General features: G+C 70.1%; 19 protein-coding genes. 6 read left to right on the forward strand and 13 right to left on the reverse strand.

Annotated features, from left to right (window positions below):
• Entirely contained in the window at window positions 1–303 is a 303-nt protein-coding gene (locus Ahu01nite_RS14385) for a YbaB/EbfC family nucleoid-associated protein (RefSeq protein ID WP_203837008.1), read from the forward strand.
• Here Ahu01nite_RS14385 and Ahu01nite_RS14390 read toward each other — a convergent pair.
• On the reverse strand, window positions 290–3,718 hold the full coding sequence (locus Ahu01nite_RS14390; protein WP_203837009.1) for an ATP-binding protein: 3,429 nt from the start codon (window positions 3,716–3,718) through the stop codon (window positions 290–292). The genes Ahu01nite_RS14385 and Ahu01nite_RS14390 overlap by 14 nt on opposite strands.
• Window positions 3,719–3,749: 31 nt before the next feature.
• Window positions 3,750–5,978 carry an AfsR/SARP family transcriptional regulator gene (locus Ahu01nite_RS14395; RefSeq protein WP_239158841.1) on the reverse strand — a complete coding sequence of 743 codons (2,229 nt, stop codon included), beginning with the start codon at window positions 5,976–5,978 and terminating at the stop codon, window positions 3,750–3,752.
• A 338-nt stretch (window positions 5,979–6,316) separates the two neighbouring features.
• On the opposite strand from Ahu01nite_RS14395, the gene Ahu01nite_RS14400 reads away from it, so the two are divergent.
• From Ahu01nite_RS14400 to Ahu01nite_RS14415, 4 genes are all read left to right on the forward strand, one after another.
• Complete coding sequence (locus tag Ahu01nite_RS14400) at window positions 6,317–6,670, forward strand: hypothetical protein (RefSeq protein ID WP_203837010.1); 354 nt, start codon at window positions 6,317–6,319, stop codon at window positions 6,668–6,670.
• A gap of 155 nt (window positions 6,671–6,825) precedes the next feature.
• Entirely contained in the window at window positions 6,826–7,449 is a 624-nt protein-coding gene (locus Ahu01nite_RS14405; RefSeq protein WP_203837011.1) for a helix-turn-helix transcriptional regulator, read from the forward strand.
• A 4-nt stretch (window positions 7,450–7,453) separates the two neighbouring features.
• The gene (locus Ahu01nite_RS14410) at window positions 7,454–9,871 is read left to right on the forward strand and encodes a hypothetical protein (protein WP_203837012.1); all 2,418 of its coding nucleotides are present in this window, start codon (window positions 7,454–7,456) and stop codon (window positions 9,869–9,871) included.
• Between the two features lie 29 nt (window positions 9,872–9,900).
• Window positions 9,901–10,494, forward strand: a complete 594-nt coding sequence (locus tag Ahu01nite_RS14415; RefSeq protein ID WP_203837013.1) for a TetR/AcrR family transcriptional regulator — start codon at window positions 9,901–9,903, stop codon at window positions 10,492–10,494.
• Here the strand turns inward: Ahu01nite_RS14415 and Ahu01nite_RS14420 are convergent.
• The 4 genes from Ahu01nite_RS14420 to Ahu01nite_RS14435 form a co-directional block, all read right to left on the reverse strand.
• A complete protein-coding gene (locus Ahu01nite_RS14420; RefSeq protein ID WP_307794524.1) occupies window positions 10,491–11,486 on the reverse strand; it encodes a S66 family peptidase in 996 nt (331 codons plus the stop codon). The genes Ahu01nite_RS14415 and Ahu01nite_RS14420 overlap by 4 nt on opposite strands.
• A gap of 70 nt (window positions 11,487–11,556) precedes the next feature.
• Window positions 11,557–12,477: a Nif3-like dinuclear metal center hexameric protein gene (locus Ahu01nite_RS14425; protein WP_203837015.1), complete on the reverse strand. Its 921-nt coding sequence runs from the start codon at window positions 12,475–12,477 to the stop codon at window positions 11,557–11,559.
• Between the two features lie 70 nt (window positions 12,478–12,547).
• Complete coding sequence (locus Ahu01nite_RS14430; RefSeq protein ID WP_203837016.1) at window positions 12,548–14,116, reverse strand: DHA2 family efflux MFS transporter permease subunit; 1,569 nt, start codon at window positions 14,114–14,116, stop codon at window positions 12,548–12,550.
• A 92-nt stretch (window positions 14,117–14,208) separates the two neighbouring features.
• Window positions 14,209–14,691: a response regulator transcription factor gene (locus Ahu01nite_RS14435; RefSeq protein ID WP_203837017.1), complete on the reverse strand. Its 483-nt coding sequence runs from the start codon at window positions 14,689–14,691 to the stop codon at window positions 14,209–14,211.
• A gap of 119 nt (window positions 14,692–14,810) precedes the next feature.
• Here Ahu01nite_RS14435 and Ahu01nite_RS14440 point away from each other — a divergent pair, with 119 nt between their 5' ends.
• Complete coding sequence (locus tag Ahu01nite_RS14440) at window positions 14,811–17,060, forward strand: putative bifunctional diguanylate cyclase/phosphodiesterase (RefSeq protein ID WP_203837018.1); 2,250 nt, start codon at window positions 14,811–14,813, stop codon at window positions 17,058–17,060.
• Here the strand turns inward: Ahu01nite_RS14440 and Ahu01nite_RS14445 are convergent.
• Genes Ahu01nite_RS14445 through Ahu01nite_RS14475 form a run of 7 tightly spaced genes read right to left on the reverse strand, consistent with a single transcriptional unit; the run spans window position 17,049 to window position 23,464 of the window.
• Window positions 17,049–17,366 carry a nucleoside triphosphate pyrophosphohydrolase family protein gene (locus tag Ahu01nite_RS14445; protein ID WP_203837019.1) on the reverse strand — a complete coding sequence of 106 codons (318 nt, stop codon included), beginning with the start codon at window positions 17,364–17,366 and terminating at the stop codon, window positions 17,049–17,051. The two genes, Ahu01nite_RS14440 and Ahu01nite_RS14445, sit on opposite strands and share 12 nt — an antisense overlap.
• Before the next feature lie 17 nt (window positions 17,367–17,383).
• Window positions 17,384–18,025, reverse strand: a complete 642-nt coding sequence (locus Ahu01nite_RS14450; protein WP_203837020.1) for a DUF4276 family protein — start codon at window positions 18,023–18,025, stop codon at window positions 17,384–17,386.
• Window positions 18,022–19,449 carry an AAA family ATPase gene (locus tag Ahu01nite_RS14455; protein WP_203837021.1) on the reverse strand — a complete coding sequence of 476 codons (1,428 nt, stop codon included), beginning with the start codon at window positions 19,447–19,449 and terminating at the stop codon, window positions 18,022–18,024. The genes Ahu01nite_RS14450 and Ahu01nite_RS14455 overlap by 4 nt, the downstream gene beginning before the upstream one ends.
• 13 nt (window positions 19,450–19,462) lie before the next feature.
• On the reverse strand, window positions 19,463–20,494 hold the full coding sequence (locus Ahu01nite_RS14460) for a PseG/SpsG family protein (RefSeq protein ID WP_203837022.1): 1,032 nt from the start codon (window positions 20,492–20,494) through the stop codon (window positions 19,463–19,465).
• Entirely contained in the window at window positions 20,491–21,225 is a 735-nt protein-coding gene (locus Ahu01nite_RS14465; protein ID WP_203837023.1) for a cytidylyltransferase domain-containing protein, read from the reverse strand. The genes Ahu01nite_RS14460 and Ahu01nite_RS14465 overlap by 4 nt, the downstream gene beginning before the upstream one ends.
• Window positions 21,222–22,646, reverse strand: a complete 1,425-nt coding sequence (locus Ahu01nite_RS14470; protein ID WP_203837024.1) for a hypothetical protein — start codon at window positions 22,644–22,646, stop codon at window positions 21,222–21,224. Before Ahu01nite_RS14470 ends, Ahu01nite_RS14465 begins: the two co-directional genes overlap by 4 nt.
• Window positions 22,643–23,464: a hypothetical protein gene (locus tag Ahu01nite_RS14475; protein WP_203837025.1), complete on the reverse strand. Its 822-nt coding sequence runs from the start codon at window positions 23,462–23,464 to the stop codon at window positions 22,643–22,645. Before Ahu01nite_RS14475 ends, Ahu01nite_RS14470 begins: the two co-directional genes overlap by 4 nt.
• Window positions 23,465–23,467: the final 3 nt, after the last annotated feature.

A 23,467-nucleotide genomic window follows, 5' to 3' on the forward strand; every position in this document is an offset into this window, starting at 1 on the left:
ATGCAGCCCGAGGAGATCCAGGAGTTCCTCGATCGCGCCAAGGTGTTCGAGCAGGAGATGGCCGACGCGCAGACCGACCTGGGCAAGGCGATCGTCACCGGTCGCTCCGCCGACGGCTCGGTGACCGTGCTGGCCAGCGGGATGGGCAAGCTCCAGGGCGTACGTGTCGATCCGGCCGTTTTTGATCGGCGTGACGTGGCGGCGCTGCAGACCGCCATCGCCCAGGCCGTCCAGGCCGCCGCGGACAACGCGGGCAAGCTGGCTCAGCAGAAGATGGGCCCCATCGAGATCACCCTGCACTGACCTCGCGGGAAACGTCCACCCCGACCTCGGCGAGCCGCTCGTTGGTGCGCCGCAGGTCCCAGCGGGAGCCCAGCACGGTGTAGAGCTCGACGGCCTCGGCGCCGGTGCGGGCCGCCTCGTGCGGGCGCCGGTTCGTGGCCAGCAGCACCGCCGCGTCCTCCAGCGCCGCCGCCAGCTCGGGCACCCGGCCCACCGTGCGGTAGTGCGCGGCCGCGGCCAGGGCCGGCTCCGGGTTTCCGTCGAGCAGTGCCCGGCAGCGCTGGGCCGCCGCCCACGCGCGCGCCGGCCGCACCTCTTTGCCCGCCTCGTTCTCGCACAGGGCGGCGGCGTTCTCTGCGATGTCCTTGCGGCCCTGGCCCAGGGCGAGCCGGGCCACATCGGGCAGCCACTGGTGCCGCAGCATCATCCGGGCGTAGCCGGGGACGAGCAGCGGCGCGAGGAGGTCGAGCGCCTCGTCGGCGCGGCCCTGCTGCTCGGCGCGCAGGGCCCGGGCGACCATCAGGAAGTCGCAGCTCTCCCGCTCGGCATCGGTGGCGGGCAGCACGTCCGCCGCGTCCAGATGCCCGGCTGCCAGGTCGGCGTCGTCGCGGTGACCGGCGATGAGCGCGGCGACCCCGTGCAGCAGCATGCTGACCGCGCCCGGCTCGCGCATGCCGAGGAAGGTGATCCCGGGTGCGTCGTCGGTGACCGCGCTGACCTCGGCCAGGGAGTCGTCCCAGCGGCCCAGCCAGTAGTACTGCACCGCCGAGGCGACCTGCAGCGTGCTGGGCAGCCGGTGCCGGATCGCGAAGAGCGCCGCCTCGCGCAGGGTGCGTTCCGCCTCGTCGAGCCGGTCGAGGTTCTGCAGCGTGAACATGCGGTTGTCGAGCAGGTCGAAGTACATGCCGGCGAACGTGGGGTGGTCACGCATGAGGTCCAGCGCGCGGTCGACGTACTCGAGGGCGCGTTCGTGGTCGCGGCGGATGGAGTTCGTCAGCCAGCTGGTCTGCAGGGCGAATGCCGCTTCGTACGGCTCCCCGGCCACCTCTGCCTCAGCGCGCAGCCGCTCGGCCACCTCGTCGGCGCGGTCCAGGTCGTCCAGGCCGCCGCGGCGGAAGTTGGCCAGCAGGACGCGGTGCCGCGTACGCCAGAGCTCCGGCATCTCGGGGTCCACCACCGTCGCTTCGAGCATCGCCATGGCGGCATCCGGGTCGCCGCGCCGGAACGTCATCACGGCCAGCAGCTGCCGCATCTCCGCGCGATCGGACGGGTCACCGGCCAGCGCGGCGGCCTCCCGTGCCTCGTCCATCGGCCAGCGCTGGTGCCGGAAGTCCAGCTTCACCAGGGCGATCAGCAGGGTCTCGCGCTGGGCGGCGGTGGGCACGGCGGTGGCGAGCACCTGACGAAGGAGCCCACCGGCGATCTGCGGCACCCGCCTGGCGACCTCCGCATAATGCTTGACCAGCCACGACACCACCCACTCGTCGACCACCGGGGTCACCGCGGCGAGCTGCTCGGCGACCCGGGTGATGGGGCTGCCGCCGCGGTCGAGCACCTCGGCGGTGTGCCGGTGCAGCGCGGCGCGGGCCGGTGCCGGGATGCTCTCGTAGAGCGCCTGGCGCAGGAACGAGTGCCGGAAGGCGAGGTCGGTGCCGGCATCGACCAGGACGCTCGCGGCGAGCCCCTCCTCGAGGTTGGCCAGCAGGATGAACGGCGCGCGCCCGGTCACCGCGACGACGTCATCGACCGCGAACTGGGTGCCGAGCATCGCGGCCATCCGCAGGACTTCCTGGGTGTCGGGGGAGAGGAAGTCCAAGGTGGCCCGTACCACCGCCAGCAGCGACCGCGGTGCCTCGACCGGCACGGAACCGTCGATGTCGGCGATGCCGTCGGCTGTCCGCACCGCGCCGCGCCTGATCAGCGCGGTGACCATCTCCCTCGCGCAGAGCGGGTTGCCGCCCGAGCGGGGTACGACCTCCGCAAGGTTCGGCCCGAGCGGGGCACCGACCATCTGCACCACGAGCTGCTCGACCGCCGCCGGGGGCAGGGCCCGCAGGACGAGCGAGTGACCGCTCCTGTTCTGCACGCTGCGCCGCAACTGGGCGAGCTCCCGGCCTTTAGGCTCAGGGCGGGCCGCCGCGACCAGCAGCAGCGGCAACCGTGGGGTGACGGCCACGAGCCGGTCCCAGAAGATGACGCTGGACTCGTCGGCCCACTGCAGGTCGTCGACGACCAGGACGAGCGGGGCGATCGCGCAGGCAGCCCGCACGTACGCGAGCACCCGGTCGGCAGCCGAGCTCTCCTCCGCGCCGCCCTCCTGCAGACCGGTGGCGAGCGGCGGGTCGTCAGGGGTGGTCTCCAGTCCCAGTGCCCGCGTCACCACCTGCAGCGGCACGTGCTGGTCGAGCTCGTCCGCGACGCCCCACGCGACCTGGCAGCCCAGGCTCGCCGCGTCGGCGAACGCGGCGGTGAGCAGCTCGGTCTTGCCGATGCCGGGCTCACCCTCGATCCAGACAGCGGTTCCGTGACCCGCGGCGACCTCCTGGACCAGCTCCCGCAGCCGCTCGAGCTCGTCCTCGCGGCCGGCCGGGGTGCGGCCCGCCGAGCCGTCCCGCAGGGCACGGGCCACCTGCGGTGGCAGCACCGGCGGCACCGGACGGGCGGGGGTGGCGGGCTCGGCGGCGCCGGTCAGCACGCGCTGGTGCAGGTCGGCAAGGGCCGGGCCGGGCTCGACACCCAGCTCGGTGACGAGGATGCGGCGGGCCGCCCGGTAGACCTCCAGGGCCTCGGTACGCCGGCCGGTGCGGTGCAGGGCCAGCATCAGCAGCTCGTGCAGCGGCTCGTGCAGCGGGTAGACGCGGATCTGGCTGGTCAGCTGGGCGACCAGGTCGTCCTCGCCGAGCTCCAGTGCCGCGCGGGCGCGCATCTCGATGGCGGTCAGGCGACGCTCGGTCAGGCGGGCGCGTTCCACCTCGATGCCGTGACCGGAGAGCCCCGCGTACGGCTCGCCCTTCCACAGCGTCCGGGCCTCGTCCAGCAGCGCGACCGCCCCGGCCAGGTCACCGGTGTCACGCAGCTCAGCCGCCTGCTGACTCAAGGTGATGTAGCGGGCACTGTCGAGGTCTTCGGGGGTGAGCTGGAGGGCGTACCCGGCGGGGCCGGAGGTGAGCAGGTCGTGGCCGAGGACCCGGCGCAACCCGGAGATGTACGTGTAGACGCTGCCGGTGGCGGTGGCCGGTGGCGCCGCGCCCCAGATGCCCTCGATCAGCTCGTCCCGCCCGACGACCCGGCCGGCAGCGGCGGCCAGGACCGCGAAGAGGGTGCGTTGACGGGCCGCGCCGAGGTTCAGCTCGCGCTCACCCAGCCAGGCGCGAACCGGGCCCAGGACAGAGACCCGGAGCCGGTCCTGCGGTGTCGACGGCACGTTGCCTCCCATTCCGCTCACTGAAGGGGGACGGCGCTCGCGGTCAGCGGATAACAGAAACTTCGTCAACGATCATCGCCGAACGGGAAAGATGCGGCATCGTCGGGTTCCCCGCCAGGTGCGGGCGGATGCGGGTGAGCATCACCCGGAACTGGTCGAGGCGGTGCAGCGGCACCCGGCGCTCGCGCAGCACGGATCGGGCGATCTCGGCCGCGGCGTCGTGTTCGCCCCGCTTCTCGTGGGTCATCGCCGCGATCCAGCGCATCTCGCCCTCGAGCTCGGGGTCGGTGGTGCGGGCGGCGACCCAGCCGGCCTCGGCGGCGCCGTTGCGGCCCTGGCTCAGCAGCAGCCGGGCGAGCCAGGCGGTGAGCACCAGGCGTTGTTCCGGGGCGACGGCGTACTGGGCGCGGGCCCGCTGCAGCACCGTGACCGAGAGCTGTGGTGCCCGGGCTGCGAGGTCCTCGATGCGCGAGGTGAGCCACTGCGCGACCGGGCCGTCCAGCGGCACCGGGCCGGCGAGCAGCTGGGCGACGACCCGCTCGGGCGGGCCACCGGCGTCGGCGATCCGCGAGGCGAACGAGCGGTGCAGCATGATCCGCAGCGAGTGGGGCGTGCCCTCGTGCAGCACCCGGGCGACAACCCGGTGCTGGAAGAAGACCCGCTCGCCTGCCGCGCCCAGCACCCCGGCGGACACGGCCGGGGTCAGCGCCCGGACCAGGTCATCGGTGGAGCGGTCGGTGACCAGGGCGAGCTCGCCGAGCATGCAACCGGGCTCGGCGTCCGGATCGGGACCGGCGTTCAGGTATGCGACGGCGCGCAGCAGCTGCCGCGTCTCCTCGCTGAACGCGGCGAGATGCGCGGCGACCGTGGCGGCGAGATCCGGGCTGAGCCGGGCCAGATGCCGCAGGTAGCAGGGACTTCCGGCGGCGTCGGTGAGGATGTCCTGCAGCATCCGCGGGTCCGGTGGCTCCGGGGCCACCGCGCGGACCAGCTGGGTGGCGGCGGGTGTCCCGAGCGGCTCCAGCTCGACGACCTCGTCGACGGGCACCTCGCGCAGCTCTGCCGAACCGGGCCGGCCCGCGGAGATCAGCAGCAGCGGCTGCTCGGCCGTGGCGGCGTGCAGGGCGGCCCAGACCCGCAGCGTGAGCGGGTCCGCCCACTGCAGGTCGTCGATGACGAGGATCAGCGGGGCCTGCTCCGCCGTCGCGCGGATGAGCTCCACCGCGCGCGGCACGATCTGGTCGGCCGGCCCGTGCTGCACCAGCTCCCGGGCGGAGTCGCCGGACATCGCCGACTCGAAGCACTCGCGCAGCACCCCGAGCGGCGTCCGCCGGGACAGCTCGTCGGCGACGGCCCATCCCGTGCGGCAGCCGGCCGGGGTCGCGCCGCGCAGAGCCACGGTCATCAGCGCCGATTTGCCCATGCCGGGTGGGCCTTCGAGACGCAGGCTGCGACCCCGGCCGTCGGCCACCTCGACGGCGGCCCGGCGCAGGCGGCGCAGTTCGTCGTCGCGGCCGAACAACGTCGCGCGGTCGGACGGCACCGGCCAGGGCCCGCGCCCGGGTGCCCGGGACGGCGGTGCGTGCCGCACAGCGGCGTGCCGCGCGGCCTCGGCGGGGCGTCCGGCTCCCTGCAGCGCGGTGCCGAGCATCGAGTGCAACTGCTCCTGCAACGGGTACGCGCTGACGAGCCCCCGCAGCACCGTGATGGCCTCGTCGAAGCGCCCGGTCTCGATGAGCAGCGTCGCGTGCCGTTCGGCGGTGGCGAGCCGGAACTCCGTCAGCCGCAGCCGCTGGGACTCGGCGAAGGGTCCGGGCACCCCGGCCAGGGCCTCGCCGTGCCACAGCTGCAGCGCCGCGCTGATCGCCGTCAGCTCGGCCTGCCGGTCACCGGTGGCGCGATGCCGTTTGCTCTCCTCCCGCAGCGCGTCGAACCGGAAGACGTCGATGTCCTGCTCGCGCAGGTGCAGCTGATAGGTGCCGCCGCCGGAGGTGAGCACCTGCCCGGCGGCCCAGCGGTCCCGGCTCGGCTCGAGGACCCGGCGCAGGGCCGAGACGTACGTGTAGACGTTGCCGGTGGCGCTGGCAGGCGGGTCGTCGCCCCACAGCGCGGCGACGAGCTGCTCGCGGGAGACCGCGTGGTTGGCGTTCAGCGCGAGCATGCTGAAGACAGCCGTCCGTCGCGCGGACCCGATCGGGAGCTCGGCGCCACCGCGCCACGCCCGGACCGGGCCGAGCAGGCGGAGGTCCATGCCCTCGTGCTCTGCCGACATGGCTTCCCAACCTAGTTCGTCGTGGGATTTCTCCCGCTTCTCGGCGGTTGAAGCTGCAACCTAACGCAACTCGCCGACCAACGCCCCCGTTGAGTACCGCTGTGACACGCCTCGGCCCGCCCTTACCCACATCTACATGTGGTCCGCAAGTGGCCGAACGGCGCGTGCGCATAACCATAGCGCTGACTTACGGGATCCATGGATCTCCCTTAACCCACTTTTAATAACGTTCATCTTGGGAGCGTGGGTGGTGGGGGTGGGCAATGAACCCGGTCGGGCAGGGCATTGCAACCCATCCGGTCTTCCGGAGACGGCGGGTCGGCTGATGGACTCGCAGGGTGGCGGCCGACCGTGAAATTTCCTCATCTCCTTTCGCAGGTGAGCTGTTCCTGACGCTCGCGACCGAGGGGCGGTTGGTCGTGGACACTGCGCGGGCCAACGAGGTCATCGCGGGTCTCGAACGAACCCTCTCGCTCGCCCGGGCGCGGCTGCGCGTCCTGAAGATCTGGCAGCACGTCCCCGCGCAGCGGGTCGATGACCTGCCCCGCGACCTGGCCGACGACGTGGTCGACGCGGTCTTCGCCGATCAGCTCGCCCCCGGCCGGCTCGAGCAGGCGGTCGAGGAGCTGCCCAAATACATCGAGGCGCTGCGTCAGGCCCGCCGCAAGGTCGCGCCGGGCGACATTGCCTGATCGTTATCTTGTCCGGAGTTGATGATCTGACCTGCGTCGATAGATGGAACCTTCACAACCCCCGCCAACCTCTGAAGACGGTGTGAAGGTTTTCTGAAGAACGTTTCCGGAGACTGGCCCGGCTGTAACGAAGGACCACAAGCCGGAGGTTGACCGTGGAACAGATTCGGGTGGCGCTGCAGGCCTCGGATCCGCTGAGCCAGGCGGGTCTCGCCAGCTATCTTCAGGCGCGTCCGGAGCTTCTGCTGGTCCGTCAGGCCGATCGGGCCGAGGCCAAGGTGCTCGTGGTCTCCTGTGACCGGCTGACCGGTGAGGTCGTCGCCACGCTGCGTCGCTGCGCGGCCGAGGTCGGCACGCCCGTCGTCCTGGTCACCGGCGAGATCACCGAGACCGAACTGCTGACCGCCGTCGAGTGCCGCGTCGTCGCGATCCTCCCGCGGGCCGCGGTCACCGCCGAGCGTCTCGCGCACAGCGTGCTCGCCGCCGCCAACGGTGGCGGGGTCATGCCGCCGAACCTGGTCGGCGAACTGCTCAAGCACATCGAGCGGCTGCAGCGCGACGTGCTCACCCCGAACGGGCTCAACGCCTCAGGCCTGACCCCGCGCGAGATTGATGTGCTGCGGCTGATGGCCGACGGGCTCGACACCAACGAGATCGCCGGCGAGCTGTGCTACTCGGAGCGCACCGTAAAGAACGTCATCTATGGCGTGACGCACCGCCTCAAACTCCGTAACCGTTCGCACGCGGTTGCTTACGCATTGCGTGCTGGCATGATCTGACGGGATGCGTACCGGAACGGACACCTCGCCCATCGGCAGGCACACCGTCGGCAATGCTCTCGTACTGCACGCACGGGACAAGATCAGTCCCGAGGCACAGTCGCTCGCCCTCACCGTGGTGGAGGACGACGAGAACGACATTGTCGTCCTCGACCTGCACGATGACCTGCCTGTGGGCATCTGGGAGTCCGTTGCCGCGGCCCTGCCCCGGCGGCGCCGGGGCATCCGGCTGGTCGTCTGCGGCACCGGGCAGGACACGTCCGTCCTGGCCGGACAGTGGATCTCCGACCGGCTCGGCCGCCCGGTCGTGGCGCCCTACGGGCAACTGATCCGGGGAACGTCCGGCGCGCTGTTCGTGCACGCGACCGAGGGCAGCGGGTGGGTCCGCTACAGCCGTGGCCGGCCGCCGAGCTGGGAGGCGAAACGATATCCCCAGCCGGTCTGGGACGAGGCCGCGACCGACGCGTTACCCACCAGCGCGAACGGAATGGTCGAACCGCTGCCCGGCGGGGTCTGGATCCGCGACACCCGCGACGAGGCGGCGCTGCGCGAGCACTGGCAGTGGCTCGCCTCCGCCATGCCCTGCCAGCCGGAGGCGTTCACCGTCGTCCTGGGCTGTCCCGGCACGCCGCCGCTGGCCCTCGACGACATCGCCCGCTTCTGGCACGAGCTGGTCGATCTGGGCCGGGACCACGCGCGCTTCATCCAGTACGGCCCCGTGGCGCTCCCCGAGGGTGAGTCGCTCGGGCAGGCACTCGCCGATCTGCTCGGTACGCCGGTCGTCTGCTTCACCGGGGTGCCCGTCGGCCGCCCGGAACGCCCCCGGATGCACACCGTCGCACCGGACGGCCGCCTAGGCTGGCAGGTCTACGCCCGCGAGCTCGGCTACACGCCCCGGGCCCGGCCCACCGTGGCCGCCGAGGTGCCTCGGGTCATCAGCTACCAGGCCCCGGAGATCCTCGGCGACGAGATCTCCCCGCTGATCTTCCGATACGCCGACGACGCGGTGGTGGAGATCCTTCAATCAGGCCTCTGGGTACGCCCGGCGGAGCCGCCCCGCCACGCCGAGCGGATCCGTGCCCGCACCGCCGACCCCGCGGTCCACGCCGTAGTGATCGAAGACGGTCAACCGGCCCGCATGACCCGCCTCCGCGAGCTGGCCGACGACCTGGTCGCCCGGCTCGACCAGGCCACCCGCGAACGAAGCACCCTGCAGCTCGCCTCCGCGGTGGTGGTGACCTCGCGTAACTCCGCGCCCGCGGGCGGCACGATCGCGGACGGTCTCACGCACAGCTTCACCCTGTCCTCCCTCACGGAGACGCCTGCTCCGGCCACTTTTGCGGTCGCGACCGAGCTGCCGGTCTCGGTGCCGTTGCCGGCTGCCCTTCCCAGCCGCCGGTTGGCTCAGGCGGTGCCGGCGATCGCCGTGCCGGACGTGACACCGAACCTCGCCGTGGTGCCGCCCTGGGCCGCGCCCGCGCCCGACCTGCCGACCCGCGCCGGCACCACGCCGCGGATCAGCCCCCGCGCGGCTGAGGCACCCGTCCTGCCACCCTCCGACGCGGTGCGCGTGCTCGCCGCCGTGGAACAGGTTCTCCTGCGCCCTTCTGCCGGCCCTAAGCACCTTTCGCATGGGGTGCCGCGGTTGTTGCGGTTCCAGGAGCTGCCCGAAGGGGGCCCGCTCGGCGTGACCGATCCGGGCGAACTGGGCGAGGAACGCGCGTGGCTGCAGGACGCCCTCCGGCACGAGTTCGACCTGGCGGCCAGCTCGGTGTCCCGGATCCTCGCCGAGTACCCCGGGTACTCGGCCGGCTCCGACACGATGGCGGACGCGGTCGCCGTACGCCTGTATCTGTCCGCGGTGGGTGACGGGGTCGACGATGCCCTCCGCGAAGGGGTGTCCGAAGGTCCGCAGGTGCCGTTCGCCCGGTGCGTCAGCGGCGGCCTGGTCCGGCTGCCGAGCCACCGCGGCGCGACCATGCAGGTCTCGGACCTCTGCGCGGCCGACCTGCGCCGGGTGCGCGAACGTCAGGTGCTGCGTGAGCGCGGCTTCACCCATGCGCTGATCGACCCGCCCGCCGACCTGCCCGGCGGCGTCGACGTGCTGATCTGGTCGATGACGGGGCGGCGTACGCGCCTGCTCGAACCCGACGACGAGCACCGCGCCGAATCACGGGTGGTGTTCCTGCCGGGCACCAGTTTCAAGGTGCTCGACGTCGTGGAACCCGGCGAGGGCACCCGCGGCCTGTTGCTGCTGCGCGAGCTGGCCGCCGATGAGCCGGTCGCCGACAAGGTCCCCTTCGACGACCTGGCCCTGGGCGCCCTGCACCGCGCGATCGAGCAGGCCCGCACCTCGGGCCTGCGCGCCCAGGTCGGCCGGCTGGCAGCCGAACGCTTCCTCGCCGTGCCCGGGGTCTCCTGACCGAGCGTCGCGCAGGTAGCGTCTGCGGCATGACAACCGGCGGCCTCCGTGATCGTTTTCGGGCACAGATGCGTCAGGAGGTCAAGGACGCAGCCCTGCGTCAACTCTCCGAAGGCGGTCCCGGGACCCTCTCCCTGAACGCGATCGCCAAGGAACTGGGCGTCTCCGGCCCGGCCCTCTACCGCTACTTCGCCAGCCGCGACGCCCTCCTGACCGAGCTGATCCTCGACGCGTACGCCGACCTCGCACTCGCCCTGGAAGGCGCCCCGCCGACCCTGGCGGACCACGCGGCGGCCTACCGGGCCTGGGCACTGGCCGCACCGCACCGATACCGGCTGCTGTTCAGCGCACCCCTGCCCGGCTACGACCCCCACGACCAGAGCCTCGTCGCCGCGGCCCACCGCGCCATGACCAGCCTGCTGACCGTCACCGAGCCGCTTCCCCCGGTCCCTGACCCGCTGGCCGCCCAGCTGTCCACGTGGTCCGGTGCGGAACCAGCGGTGGCCCTGCACGCGGTGACGGCGTGGAGCCGGCTGCACGGCTTCGTCAGCCTCGAGATCGAGGGCAACTACGCCTCCATGGGCCTCGACCCCGACGAGCTCTTCCGCACCTTCGATCTCTAGAAGTGCGCGGTGATCCGCCGAGCGGGCCCGTCCACCGTCACCTTGCCGCCGTACGGCAGCACCCACTGCGGATCCGTGTGCCCGAAATCGACGCCGAACACGATCATCGCCCCGGGGTTGTAGGTCTTGAAGGCCTTGAGCACGGCCGCGCGCTGCTCCTCCCGATAGACCTCGCGCTCGTCGCGTGGTTTCGGGTTGAAAAGCGCCGTCCCCTTGGCGGTGGCGACGAGCACGGCCGGGAACTGCTCCAGCAACCCCCGCTCCCCGAAGTCACGCAGCACCCGGAAAACCTTGGTGGCGGAGGGCAACTCCTCCGACGTCTCCATCAGCAACACACACCCGGCGTAATCCTCCACCGGCCGAACCCACCGGCTCGCCGCCGCGGTCGCGTGCATGACCTCCAAGCTCCCACCCCAGGTCGGCGCGGTGACAACCCGGTCCGCCCGATGCCAGACCCGCCCCGGACTCGGGTACGGCACGGGCGCCTCGGTCAACGCCGCCGGTTCACCCCAGTTCAGCTCCTCGTCGGTGAACTCGGCAAGGGCCTCGACCTCCACATCCCCGCTCTCGAACAGCGCAGCCCGCAGCGACCGCTCCACGATGTCCTCAACACCGCCACCCCGTCCGAGCTGCACCATCGTCGACAGCCCGTGATAGCTGGCCACCCCGTGATACCAGAGCCAGTTGTGCAGATTCGTGTTGTCGGAATATCCGAAGAACGGCTTGGGGTCGGCAACAAACGGCGCCGGATCCAGATGCCGCAGCAGGGTGATCTGGTCATCGCCCCCGATGGTCGCCAGCACCGCCCGGATCCCCGGATCCGCATAGGCAGCCATCAGATCGGCAGCCCGCTCCTGAGCCGACGCCGCCTGCCGCGTGGTCGGGAACTCCACCGGCTCCACCCCGAAAAGCTCTCGCAGCCGCCGCAACCCCTGCTCATGCACGGCAGGAAAAACTTCCGGCGCGGCGAACGACGGCGAAAGCACAGCCACCCGATCACCGGGCGAAAGCTTGGGAGGCATCAAAAACGAAGGTCGCATCCCCGAATCCAACCAGCCCCGCTCACCGCCACCACTCGGCCTCGCGAATCGGCCGCAGCGTGACCCCGAACGTCCCCGCGAACCACCGGGCGAGCTGGGTCTCGATGACAAGGTGCTCACTGGCCGCATGTGACACCCCGATGAGCGTCATCCCCGTCGTGGCCGCAAACCGTTCCACCTCTGCGAACTTACGGCGACCGTAGTCACCCTCGATCCGTACGTGCAGCTCCCCGGTCAGATAGGCGTGCGCGCCGAGCCGTTCCGCCACAGCCATTTGATCGACGTGGTCGCCGATTCCGCCCACCACCGCGACCCGTGTGATCTCCTCACGCGCCGCCCCCTCCACCTCGACAAGACTCACCCCGAACAACTCGGACGCCCGGTGCACAAGCCGGTCGCTGGTCGTGGGCGCGATGTCGGCAAGGAGCCCGGCATGACCGTCGCCGTACGGCCAGAACCGCCCCACCACGCTGCCGTCCAGCGCCTCGACAATGGCCGCGGCAGTACCGACCTCGAGCGAGATGTCCATCGGCGCGTGGCACGAATACATCGAGAGCCCGCGGGCGGCGATGGCCTGCAACTGCGCCTCAGCGATCGGTACGAACCCCTCGGCCCACACGTCATGCACGGGCGACCCGTTGCGTACGTCGATCGGATGATGCGTGATCAACAAGTCCCCGGCCCGGGCGACCGCCAGCCACGCGTCCAGCACGTGCGCCGAAGGCAGACACGCTCCGTAAACAGCCCCCACCGACTCGAGCCCACGCCGCATCAGCCCGTTGAACCGCTGGCTGAACCCCGGCTCCACGAACCCCCGCCAGTCGAATCCCACTTCGTCGAACACCCGCGGCACATGCCGGCTCATCGCAGTGTCGGGGCCGGCCGCGTCAAGGTCGAAGAGCGCATCCAGCTCCGCGGTGACGTGATCGAGTCTGATCGCCATTGACGCACCCTAGGGTCTCGGCAGTCCGCGGGTCACCCGCAATTCCACCAGGCTCGCCGGCAGCTCACCGTCAGCCGCGAGGGTGGACGGGTGGGCCTGCCACGTCGCAGTAAGTGCGGACGGGGCTGTCCTCTCTGGTGTGGTCGGTCGGCATCGGGTTACCCGCGGTCGAATCCGCGCCCGCGTCGGCATCCGAGGTCGGGGTGTCGGACGGGGTGTCGGGGGAGTGGGCCGGGAGACGGGTGGGGACGAAGATCAGGGCGAGGATTGCTCCGCCGGTCATGAGGGCGGCGCAGAGGAGCATGGAGTTCCGGTAGGTCGGGTGGAGGGTGGCCGGGTCGGTGAGGTTGCCGGTGCCGATGCCTGCGGCCAGGGGCAGGATCGCCACGGAGAGCAGGCCTGCCGCGCGGGCCACCGCGTTGTTCACGCCGCTGGCCACGCCGGCGTAGGCATCGTCCAGGGAGCCGAGGGCTGTTGCTGTCAGGGGTGCGACCAGCAGGGACAGGCCGAGGCCGAAGACGATGACCGGGGGCAGGACGTCGGTGAGGTAGGACGCGTTCGTGCCGATCCTGGACATCCAGATCAGGGCCGCCGCGCAGATCAGCGGACCGACGGTCATGGGGATACGGGGGCCGATCCGCTGGCCGAGGGCGCCGGCGCGGGCCGAGAGCAGCAGCATCAGGACCGTCACGGGGAGCAGGGCGAGGCCGCCGGTGAGCGGGCTGAAGCCGGCCACCACCTGGAGGTTGAGGACGACCAGGAAGAAGACGCCGCCGTTGGCCGCGTAGACCAGGAAAGTGACGAGGTTGGCGGCGCTGAAGGCCTTCGAGCCGAAGATGGTGAGCGGGAGCATCGGGTGGGGGGAGCGGCGTTCGTTGAGCACGAAGCCCGCCAGGCCCAGGACGCCGATCGCCAGGGACACCAGCACGGCGGGGCTGCCCGGGCCGCTCTCCGGCCAGGCCGTGAAGCCGTACGTGAGGCCGCCCAGGCCGGCTGCTCCGGTGAGCACCCCGGTCACGTCGAGCTCGCGGGCAGCCGCCGGGTTGCGGGACTCGGGGACGTGGCGCGCGGTCACGAGCAGGACCAGCGCCGCGATCGGGACGTTGATCAGGAAGATCAGGCGCCAGTTGGAGAGCTCCACGATCCAGCCGCCGAGGAACGGGCCGAGCGCCCCGCCGATGCCGCCGAGCCCGGACCAGGCCCCGATGGCCCTGGCGCGGTCCTCACGGGTGAACGATGCCTCGAGGATGGCCAGTGCGCCGGGGGTGAGCAGCGCGCCGCCGATGCCCTGGAGGACCCGTGCGGCGATCAGCAGCTCGACGTTGGGGGCGAGCCCGCACAGCAGGGACGCGGCCGCGAACCAGGCGATGCCGATCATGAAGAGTCGTTTGCGCCCGTAACGGTCGCCGAGCGAGCCGCCGAGCAGGATCAGCGAGGCCAGGCTGAGCGCGTAGCCGTTGATCGTCCACTGCAGGCCGGCCGCGTCCGCGTCGAGTTCCTTGCCGATCGCCGGGAGCGCGATGTTGACGACGGTGGAGTCGATGAAGGCGAGCGAGGAGCCGAGCACGGTGGCCAGCAGCACCCACCGGCCGGCGGGGGTGCTGTAACGCACGAGGCGGGAGTCTGGCCTGAGATCCATAGCGGTCACGCTACGCGGGGGTCATGGCCGCGGCATCGGTAAAAGGACTGTGGCGCGGGCCCCTTGAGTAGCCGCCGGGACCCGACGAAGGATCAAGCGATCCGGCGCAGCGGCACGTGAACGGGGTGCGAAACAGGTTTGCCGACTGCGGCCCGCGCCGCGAGCAGGGCAGCGTTGGCGGCGGCGCAGGGCTTGGAACCGCTGCGCTCACGGCGTACCAATAAGGCTTGAAGTCTTGTTTCCAGTTCTGAGCGGTGGAACGGCTTGGTCAGGTAGTCGTCGGCCCCGGCGTTCATCGCGGCCATGATCCGGCCGCCGCTCACATCCGCGCTGACCATCATGATCGGCAGATTCGCCGTCTCCGGCGCGGCCCGCAGCCGCCCGCAGACCACGATCCCCGAGGCCCCCGGCATCCGCATGTCCAGCAGCACGGCATCGATCCCGCCACCCTGAGCGGCCCGCACGGCCGAATCGGCGTCCTCGGCCACCACGACCTCGTGGCCGAACCGGTGCAGAGCGAGCGTCATGAGCTCACGATGATCAACATCATCGTCGGCGATGAGCACGGTAGCCATGGCGACACCTCCAGCCGGTCGATTCGGGGTCCACCACCCTGTTCGGCCAACCCCCAAGATCCACTGAGCTGTTTCCGGGCGAGAAGCAAAAGTAAAGCTGTGCTCAAGACGAAGGGTTTGTGACCGATCAGGCAGATGTGAACTGGAATCGAGTCCTCGCCGCGATCATCGGGCTCTACGTGCTCGGGGTCGTGGGGCAGGCGTTCCCGGTGATTTCCGCGCCGGTTGCGGGGTTGACCATGGCCGCTATCAGCGTGATCGGCGTGGTGGCCGGGGTGCGGGCGGCACGGCAGGCGGGCATCGGGGGGCGGGCGCGCAGGGCCTGGCAGGCGCTCGCTGTCGGATTTGTCCTGCAGGTGGCCACCTTGGTGATTTTTGTCCTGCCCGGAGCGACGCGGTCGTTCCCCGCGCCGGGGGATCTGGTGCGGATGGCGATCATCGCTGTGCTGCTCTTCGCCGCTTATTCGTTCCCGTTGGGGACCGTCACGCCGCTGGAGCGGCGGAAGTCCATCTTTGATCTGCTGACCGTGATGGTCGCCGGGTCGATGCTGGTCTGGTACCTGGCCGTCGGGCCGTCACTGGACGCGCAGGTGCGGACCGCCGTGGCGACCGCCGCCTATCCCGTGCTCGATCTGCTGCTGATTCTCGGGTTCACCCGACTGCTCATGCGGGGTACGGCGGCCGCCGGGAAGTGGTCCGTCATGCCGCTCACCGCGGCGGTCATCGTCCAGTTCGGGGCGGATGCCTGGGCGAGCTACCAGCAGGTGTACGAGGGTGGCGCCCGGCATGACGCCCCTGAACAGCTCATCGGCATCCTGAGCGTGCTGGCGTTGCTGGCCGCTGCGGTGGTGGAGCGCAACCGGCAGCCTGAGACCTCGGCACTGCGGTCCGAGACATGCCTGATGCGCAGCAATCTTCCGTACGTCGCCATCGCCGTCGGTTACGGGCTGATGATTGCCGCGACGGTTCGTGAGGACCACGTGTTCCCGTGGAGCGGCCTGACGGTGGGCGGGATCGGGATCACGCTGCTGGTGGTGCTGCGCCAGGTCACGATGCAGCGGGAGAGCGACGAGGTCGCCGCCACCGACGGGCTCACCGGGCTGGCCAACCGGGCGAGGGTGACCGGGCATCTGGTGCAGGCGCTGGAGCGTGATGCCAGGGCGGGGCAGAGCACGGCGGTGCTGATCGTCGACCTGAACGGGTTCAAGCAGGTCAACGACACCAAGGGGCACAAGGCCGGTGACCAGCTGCTGACCGGGTTCGCGCGGATGCTGCGGGATGCGATTCTCGGTGCGGACATGGCCGGGCGGCTCGGTGGGGACGAATTCGCGGTGGTGCTGCACGACATCGGGTCGGAGGTGAACGCCGAGGCTGTCGCACGGCGGATCGTGGCCGGCACCGAGGAGCCGATCGTGATCGACGGCGTACCGGTGCGGGCCTCCGCCAGCATTGGGATCGCACTGTCCGGCCCGGGACAGTTCGACGCGGATGAGCTGATGCACCGCGCCGACGTGGCGATGTACCACGCCAAGCGGCGGGGCGGGGAGACGCGCTGGGCCTGCTTCGCGGACACCATGGGCGGCGGCAACGAGCCTTCGCTGGAGGACGAGTTGCAGGTCGCCGTCGGTGCCGGGCAACTGCGTCTGGTGTTCCAGCCGATCGTCGGGCTGCCCGACGAGGAACTGGCCGGGATCGAGGCGCTGTGCCGCTGGCAGCACCCGCGGCTCGGGCTGCTCGAAGCGGACGCGTTCATCCCGCTGGCCGAACGGATCGGCGTGATCGAGGAGCTCGGCCGCTGGGTGCTGCGTGAGGCCTGCACGTACGCCCGCCGCTGGCCCCAGCTCCCCCTGCACGTCAACGTCTCGGCCCGCCAGCTCGAGGCGGACGGTTTCAGCACCGAGGTGCGCACCATCGTCCGCGAGACCGGAATGATCGCGAACCAGCTGGTGCTGGAGGTGACCGAGAGCCAGCTGATCGCCAGCGAGGTCCCGGCCGCCCACCTGCGGATCCTCAGCGACGAGGGCATCCGGGTCGCGCTGGACGACTTCGGCACCGGCTACTCGTCACTGAAGAACCTCACCACCCTGCCGATCGACATGCTCAAGATCGACCGTTGCTTCGTCGCCACCCTGGACGCCTCCGCCGAGGGCGCGGCGGTCGCGCAGGCGGTGCTGCGACTGGGCCGGGTACTCGGCATGGACACGGTCGCCGAGGGCGTCGAGACGGCGGCCCAGGCACGCGAACTCACCCTGCTCGGCGCCACCAAGGCACAGGGTCACTACTTCGCCCGCCCCCTGCCGGCCTCCGAGATCGACGACCGGATCGCGGCCTGGAAGGGCAACCGCTACGGCAGCCGCCTACGCGCCTGAGGCCGGGAGACGTACGAGCCACTTCTCAGCAACCTCAGCCGCCACATCGACGTCGAGATGCCGGGCCAGCAGAAGCAGCTGGCACAACACGTCGGCCACCTCCGCGCCCACGTTCGCCTGGAGCTGCTCCGGCGTGTGACCCTTCGGACGCGCTTGCCCGGAACGCATCAGGAACGCCTGGGTCAGCTCGCCGACCTCTTCCTGCAGCTTGAGCATGAACCACGCCTCGTCGCGCCGGATGTCGAAAACCTCGGCATACCGCTGGGAGATGAGCTCGACGTCGTCGGTGAGTCGCTGCAGGTCCATAGTTGTTGGTCGCCGATCTAGGTAGTCAGGCTGCGGCATGCCTGATCAACGTCGTTCACCATTTTTTGCCAGCTTGACAGTTTGGTGACCGGGCCATGGCAGTCTAGGCGTTCGAGCAGGAGGCGCCGGTGGTCGAAGAACCTTTTTCTTTGGAGTTCGTGGCGCCGCCCTTTGACGTCGGCAGCATTCAGTAGAGCCATCTGCAATAGATGCTTCGGATCTGCTCGAGCCTCAACCTCGTTACGCTTGGGTAGGTCGAGAGGTTTCTTGCCGCTGGGATTTCCGGCGACGAACCGTATCTCCGACTCGTCCAGAAGTAGCCAGGCTTCCGTCATTCTGACGGGAATCACCGGAATGATGCGAGGTACTTTGGAGAGCGTTTTAGTGGCATCTTCGATTTCTCGTCGCCGGGCGGGGTCGCCGGCGTTGTCCGCGTCGCGATGCACCACAACCACATCGAACGGGCCGCCGTTGAGTAACTCACCAGCCTTGAGGCGGTTCGCGACGTCCTTCGGGACCCTGCCCAGGCGGTTGAAGTCCGGCTTGCTCAGCCGCAGCTCCACGCCGCGTTCGAAGAACAGGCGTTCGACGAAGTCGGCGATGGGCATGTCAGAGGTGCCCTCGGCGACAAAGAGTCCATCGAAAACCGGACTTGTCATCCCGCGATCTCCAGGGGGATTCGCAGTTGAGCGCCGACCGGAGCCGCAACGTAGTAGGTGACGTCCGCGGTGGTGAAGGAATGTGAGTGGTTGGTCGAGCGCCACGAGTCGCGGTAGGGCAACAAGGTGAGCGCGCGGGTCACATCGCCCTCGGCGTGACGATAACTTCGGACCTCAGCAAGAAGTAGATCCGCCGGGTCGCAGAGCTGAACGACACCCGGAGAGTGTGTATTAACTATGACCTGGCGAAATGGATTGCCCTCGTCCGGCGCAAAATCGGGATCGATGGCGAGATCCTGAATAAGACTGATCATGGCCTGCAGGTTGGCGGGATGGATGCCGTTCTCGGGCTCCTCCATGCACATGAGGCCGGTGAAGCTGGGATCCTCGAGAAGGACGCAGAGTGCGAGGAAGCGAAGTGTTCCTTCGGAGAGTGCGCGGGCTGGGAGTCGCAGCCCGCCCTTCTCATGGAGAAAAAGCGTAAATACTTCTCTGACCGGATCGACCTCGACGACAATTTGATCCACATCGACGCCGGCTAGATCGGAAAGGCGGCCGGCGACTCGCGCGTAGACCGCTTCCGGCCGGCTTTCCTCGGTGACGGGGTCCTTTTCGTGGGCGATTCTGTAGAGCGTTGCGGCGATGTGGCGCCCATCGACGTCAATTGCGCGTGGATCGGTGAGGCTGTCAGGCGCGCGGAGCGCTGAGGGCTCCAGCGCCAGTCGTCGCCAGCTCTGCATCTCGCGGCGGGCGGCAAGGATCGTCGGGTAGTCATTGGTGGTAACCGTGCTCAGCACCGTGCGTCCAGCCTTGGCGGCCGCACGCGGCTGAGGACGTCCGAAGCTGCCACCGTCCCCGTGCACGTTGATTACCGTGCCGCCGTCACGAATCTCGGTCGAGAGGTAGGCGCCACCTCTGCGCTGCCCGAGGATGACTGCGTTGCGGAACTTGGCGGCGCTGTGCATGAACCGGAGATGCTTGCTGGCCTCGCCCTTGTTGATATGGCGGAGCTCCTCGCCCAGCAGGCTGAGGCGGCCTACGCTGCCTTCGCCTTCGGGCGCCGAGTAGCCCAGGGTGATCTCGTAGCGAAGGAATGTCGTGGTGGCTTTCGCCGGAGATCCCAGATCATCCTCGACCTCAGCCGGAACGATCATCTCCGCAGCGATGGTTATCTGTCGCTGGTGGTCGCGGTATCCATCCCAGAACAGGTCGCGCGGATCGCCGCCGCGCGTGCCCGAGGCGCTACGAACTCGTTGAGATGCCTCTACAAGTGAGTCCGATGCGAGGTACGACAGGAATTCGATGGCGTCAAAGATGTTGGACTTTCCGATCCCGTTGGCACCCGCAATACAGGTGAAGGGACCAAAATCCACTTGTAGGTCGAGCAAGTTCTTGAAGCCCGTGACCTCGAGCCGCGTGAGCATGTCCCCAGCCTACTCACGAGGAGCCGTGTAGACCTGTGGTCTCTGGCCGTGGCTCATGGTGTTGACCAAGGAGCGCGTCCGCCACTCGGGCGCAGCCGTTGCCGTCGACCGCGGCCCACGCCCGGGCGGCTATCTCACCTCGCAGGTCCGGAGACTGCAGCAGCTCGCGCAGCGTGTTGACGGCTTCGGGGCCGAGGGTGGGGAGGTGGCCCAGGCCGGCGGCGAGGCCGTGGGCTGTGGTGCGCTCGTAGCCGAGGATCTGGTTCTCGACCACCCAGACGAGGGCGGACGGGAGGCCCAGGCAGAGCAGTTCCCAGGTGGAGGTGCCGCTCGCGCTGATCACCAGGTCCGAGTCGGCGAGCAACTTCGGCAGGTCGTCGGTCGGCCCGATGATCTCCAGGTGCTGGTGTGAAAGGGGGGAGAGCGACGCCAGCGCGGAGTGAAGATCAGGGTTGGCCGCGATCACGGTTGCGCTGAACGCCACCCCCGTGTCGATCAAGAGCTGACCCACAACCGGAGCCGCACCGTACGCATCGGTCCCGCCGAAAAATGCGACAACGCGCGGAGTCCCCGTGCGGGGAGCGGGAACGGCGGCCGGCCGGAGATCGCGAACGGCCCGTCGGAGCAGCGCATAGTCGAGCCCGGTCAGCGCCCCCGTCAGCGGCGTGTCGAGGTTCTGGTCGACGTAGATGTCAGCCGACTGCCCCCGCAGCGAACCGTCCACGATCGCGAGCACCGTCCGCCCCGAGGCCCGCAACGCCACGGAATGCGACGCCGGCAGCGTGTACGAGTCGACCACCACCGCGTCGAGGCCCAGCCGGTCCGCGGCGGCGACCAGGCCGACCGGGTCGTACGGTGCGGGGTGCCAGGTCAGGCCGCGGCTGGTGAGCTGCTGCTCAGCCCAGGGGAGGCCGCCGAGGTCGCTGAGGAAGTGCACGGCGACGCCCCGCGAGGTGAGTTCCTCGGCGAGGGCGACGCAGCGGACGAGGTGGCCGACGCCGGTGGAGGGACCGGCGTCGCAGCGGATGCCGACGGTGACGCTCACGCCTGTGCGAGCTCCTTCTGCCGCACGTGGGCGTTGATCCCGGCGAGCTCGGGCCGGTCGGCGAGCCAGTCCGCGAGGGTGCGGACCGGGACCGGGCGGTCGCCGAAGTGCGCGACGACGGCCTCGATGAGGTGCCAGTCGTCCTCGGTGTCGAGGGTCAGCCTCAGGTGCGACAGGTCCGGCTGCAGGGTCAGTCCGAGCACGTTGTAATCGTACGGATGCGAGTAGACGTACGAGGTCACATGCGTACGGTGATGATCGGTCGCCAGCTTGTCGATCTGCCGCAGCACCTCGGCCCGCACGATCTCCACGTCCAGCCCGCGGGGCAGCGTGCGCGCGATCGACGTACTCAGGTAGTCGAGGTCCGGGGTCGCCGCGAAGACGTTGGCCGCGAGCATGATCAGCTCGGGGTCGAGCAGCGGGCAGTCGGCGGTGAACCGCAGCACGGCGTCCGGGTCGTCGCCACGCTCGTCGAGCACGCCCAGGAAGCGGGTGAGCACGTCGTCGACCGGCCCGCGGTAGACCGCAACGCCGAGCGCCTCGCATTCGGCGGCCACGGCGTCGTCCCGGTCCTCCACGGTGGTGGCGACCACGATGTCGTCGAGGACGCCGCTCTCCCGTGCGGCCTGCACAACCCGGTCCAGCACCGTACGCCCACCGAGGCGGCGCAGCACCTTCCCGGGCAGCCGCGTGGAACCCATCCGGGCCTGCACTATGCCGAGTGTCTTCATGTCATCTTCCTTAGCGAGCGGCGGGCGGCCCTGGCGGCGCGCATCCCGAACCGGGAGATGCGATAGCCGACCTTGCCGCTGAACATGTCGATCTGGATCCGGGCCTTGCGCAGCTCGGCGTCGCGATGGATGAGCTCGGTCTCGACGTACTTCACCCGGATCGCGGCATCGGCGAGCTGCTCTTCCAGCCGCCGGACCCGCTCCTCGTGCTCCCGCAACGAGTCCGGGGCGCTATCCGAAATCTCCGGCAGATCCCCCACGCCCAGTCCCGCCGCCGCGAGCAGAAGCGCTGTCAGCGACGGCACGTCATGCGCGTGTGGCCAGGGCTGGTCATAACCCCCGGCGAGCAGCGTGGCGGCGAAATGCCCGATTGACTCCGGCGAGGTGACGGTGGGCCGAGCGGGGTCGAGCACGGTGAAGGAATCGGAGACGATCACGTTGTCGGCCGGCACCCCGGGAGCGGCAGCAACCCAGGAGGTGAGCAGTTGCCGGAGAGCGGGCAGGTCGTGCCGCAGACAGGCACCGATCAGCAGCTCCTCCAGCAACCGCCCGTCCGGCAATGGCCCCAGTGGACCATCGTTGAGAACGGCAGGCGGCAGAGAAAGCGATGGCGCAGGGCCGCGGAACGCGAGCACCAGCCAAGCGGGTGCCAACTCGGCGCCCAGCCCACCCCGGACAGCCGTAGAAGCCAACCGCCGCGGATCACTCAGAACCCGCCGGGAAGCATAGGCAGTAGCGGTCACCCCGGAGACAACGGCCGCGAGCGCACCCGCCGGCCCGTACCGCAGCCGGGGCTCGTCGATCACCAGCGTGGGCGCGGAGGGCAATGGCCACACGGTGGCGAGCCAGCCCGGCGTCAAACCATCGGCGCTCAAAAATTCCCGCAGCCGGGAGGGGGTGCCGGGCTTGCTCTCGTCGTACTCGCCGAGCGGCCGCCAGTCGCCGTCCGTGTGCGCGGCGGTCGGCGTGACCCGATCGACGAGCCGGTGCACGCCGAGCTCGTTCTCGACCGCCAGCAGCAGCGCGCCACCGGGTCGCAGGCTCCGTCGCAGCACCTGCACGCTCTCGGCCCAGTCGAACTGCGGGCCCTCGACCGAGCAGAGCCGCCCGGCGCCGTCCAGCGCGACAACCAGGTCGTACTGATCACTGTCGGTCAGCTTCGCCAGGCTTCCACAAAGGACCGAAAACCCGGCCGAGCTCAGTGCGTCGGCATCCGGCTGGGAGCGCACAAAACAGGTGATCTCCGCGTACGCCCGGAGTCCCGCAAGAAGCGCCGGGTCATGCGGCCCCGCCACCAGCACCCGCCCACCGGCCGGAACCAGGGAGCGCAGTTCGGAGAGCAGATACCCGTACGCGGACCCACCGGCGGGCGCGGCATCGGACCAGCCGGCCATCTCACCCCCGAGAAGTCGAAGTGTCATGCCGCCCATCCCAGCGTCACGCGCAGCTCGTCCGGCGAGGCGAGCACGTCCGCGCCGAGCTCAGCCAGCGCCGACTCGACGGCGGCTGACGGGTCGGGGAATTTGCCGTGCAGCTCGGGCCACTGACGGCGGATCCGCTGGGCGATCGTCGTTTCCTCTCCGGCCAGGTGCATGGGGTCGCCGTAGACGGCCGGCTCGCAGCCGACCGAGGCGCCGTACAGCACCGCACTGCTCAGCCGGTTGGACGCGACCCGGCGGTGCCGGCGCAGCTCCCCGAGCTGGTTGTGCAGGAATTTGGTGTCGGTGTCACGCCAGCGCAGGCCGCGGTAGCCGTGGCAGATGACCCGCCCGGCCTTCTCGTAGCGACGCCGGGTGCGTTCGTCCTGGTACTCGTGCCAGTAGAGACAGAAGGTGACCGGGCCGTCCTCGGTCTCGATGATCTCGTCGATCAGCCGCTGGTGGTCCCCGGCGATGTGCTGGCCCTCCCACCCGTGGAACGGGTAGTAGATGGTGCCTTCCCGCTTTTCCGGCTCAGCGCCAGGAGGAGCCGCACGGGAGGCCATCTCACGCAGGTAGAGGAAGGGCGCGCCGACCACGGTCGCGTAGCGGCGGCCCATGGACCGGGCCCGCCGCCGGGTCTGCTCGGACCAGACGAAGATCGGCCGGCCGGAGACGTACGGCGTCCCCGCCCCGAGCCCGTCCACCACGTTCCAGCCGTGCTGCAGGTAGCCGTCGATCCGGGGCGGATCGTCGGGGTTCAGCCCGCAGTACTCGGCCAGCACGTGCGCGTGGCCGTAGAAGTGGTTGGCGTGGTGCACGGG

It is taken from the genome of Winogradskya humida (assembly GCF_016862215.1).
GTDB lineage: Bacteria > Actinomycetota > Actinomycetes > Mycobacteriales > Micromonosporaceae > Actinoplanes > Actinoplanes humidus.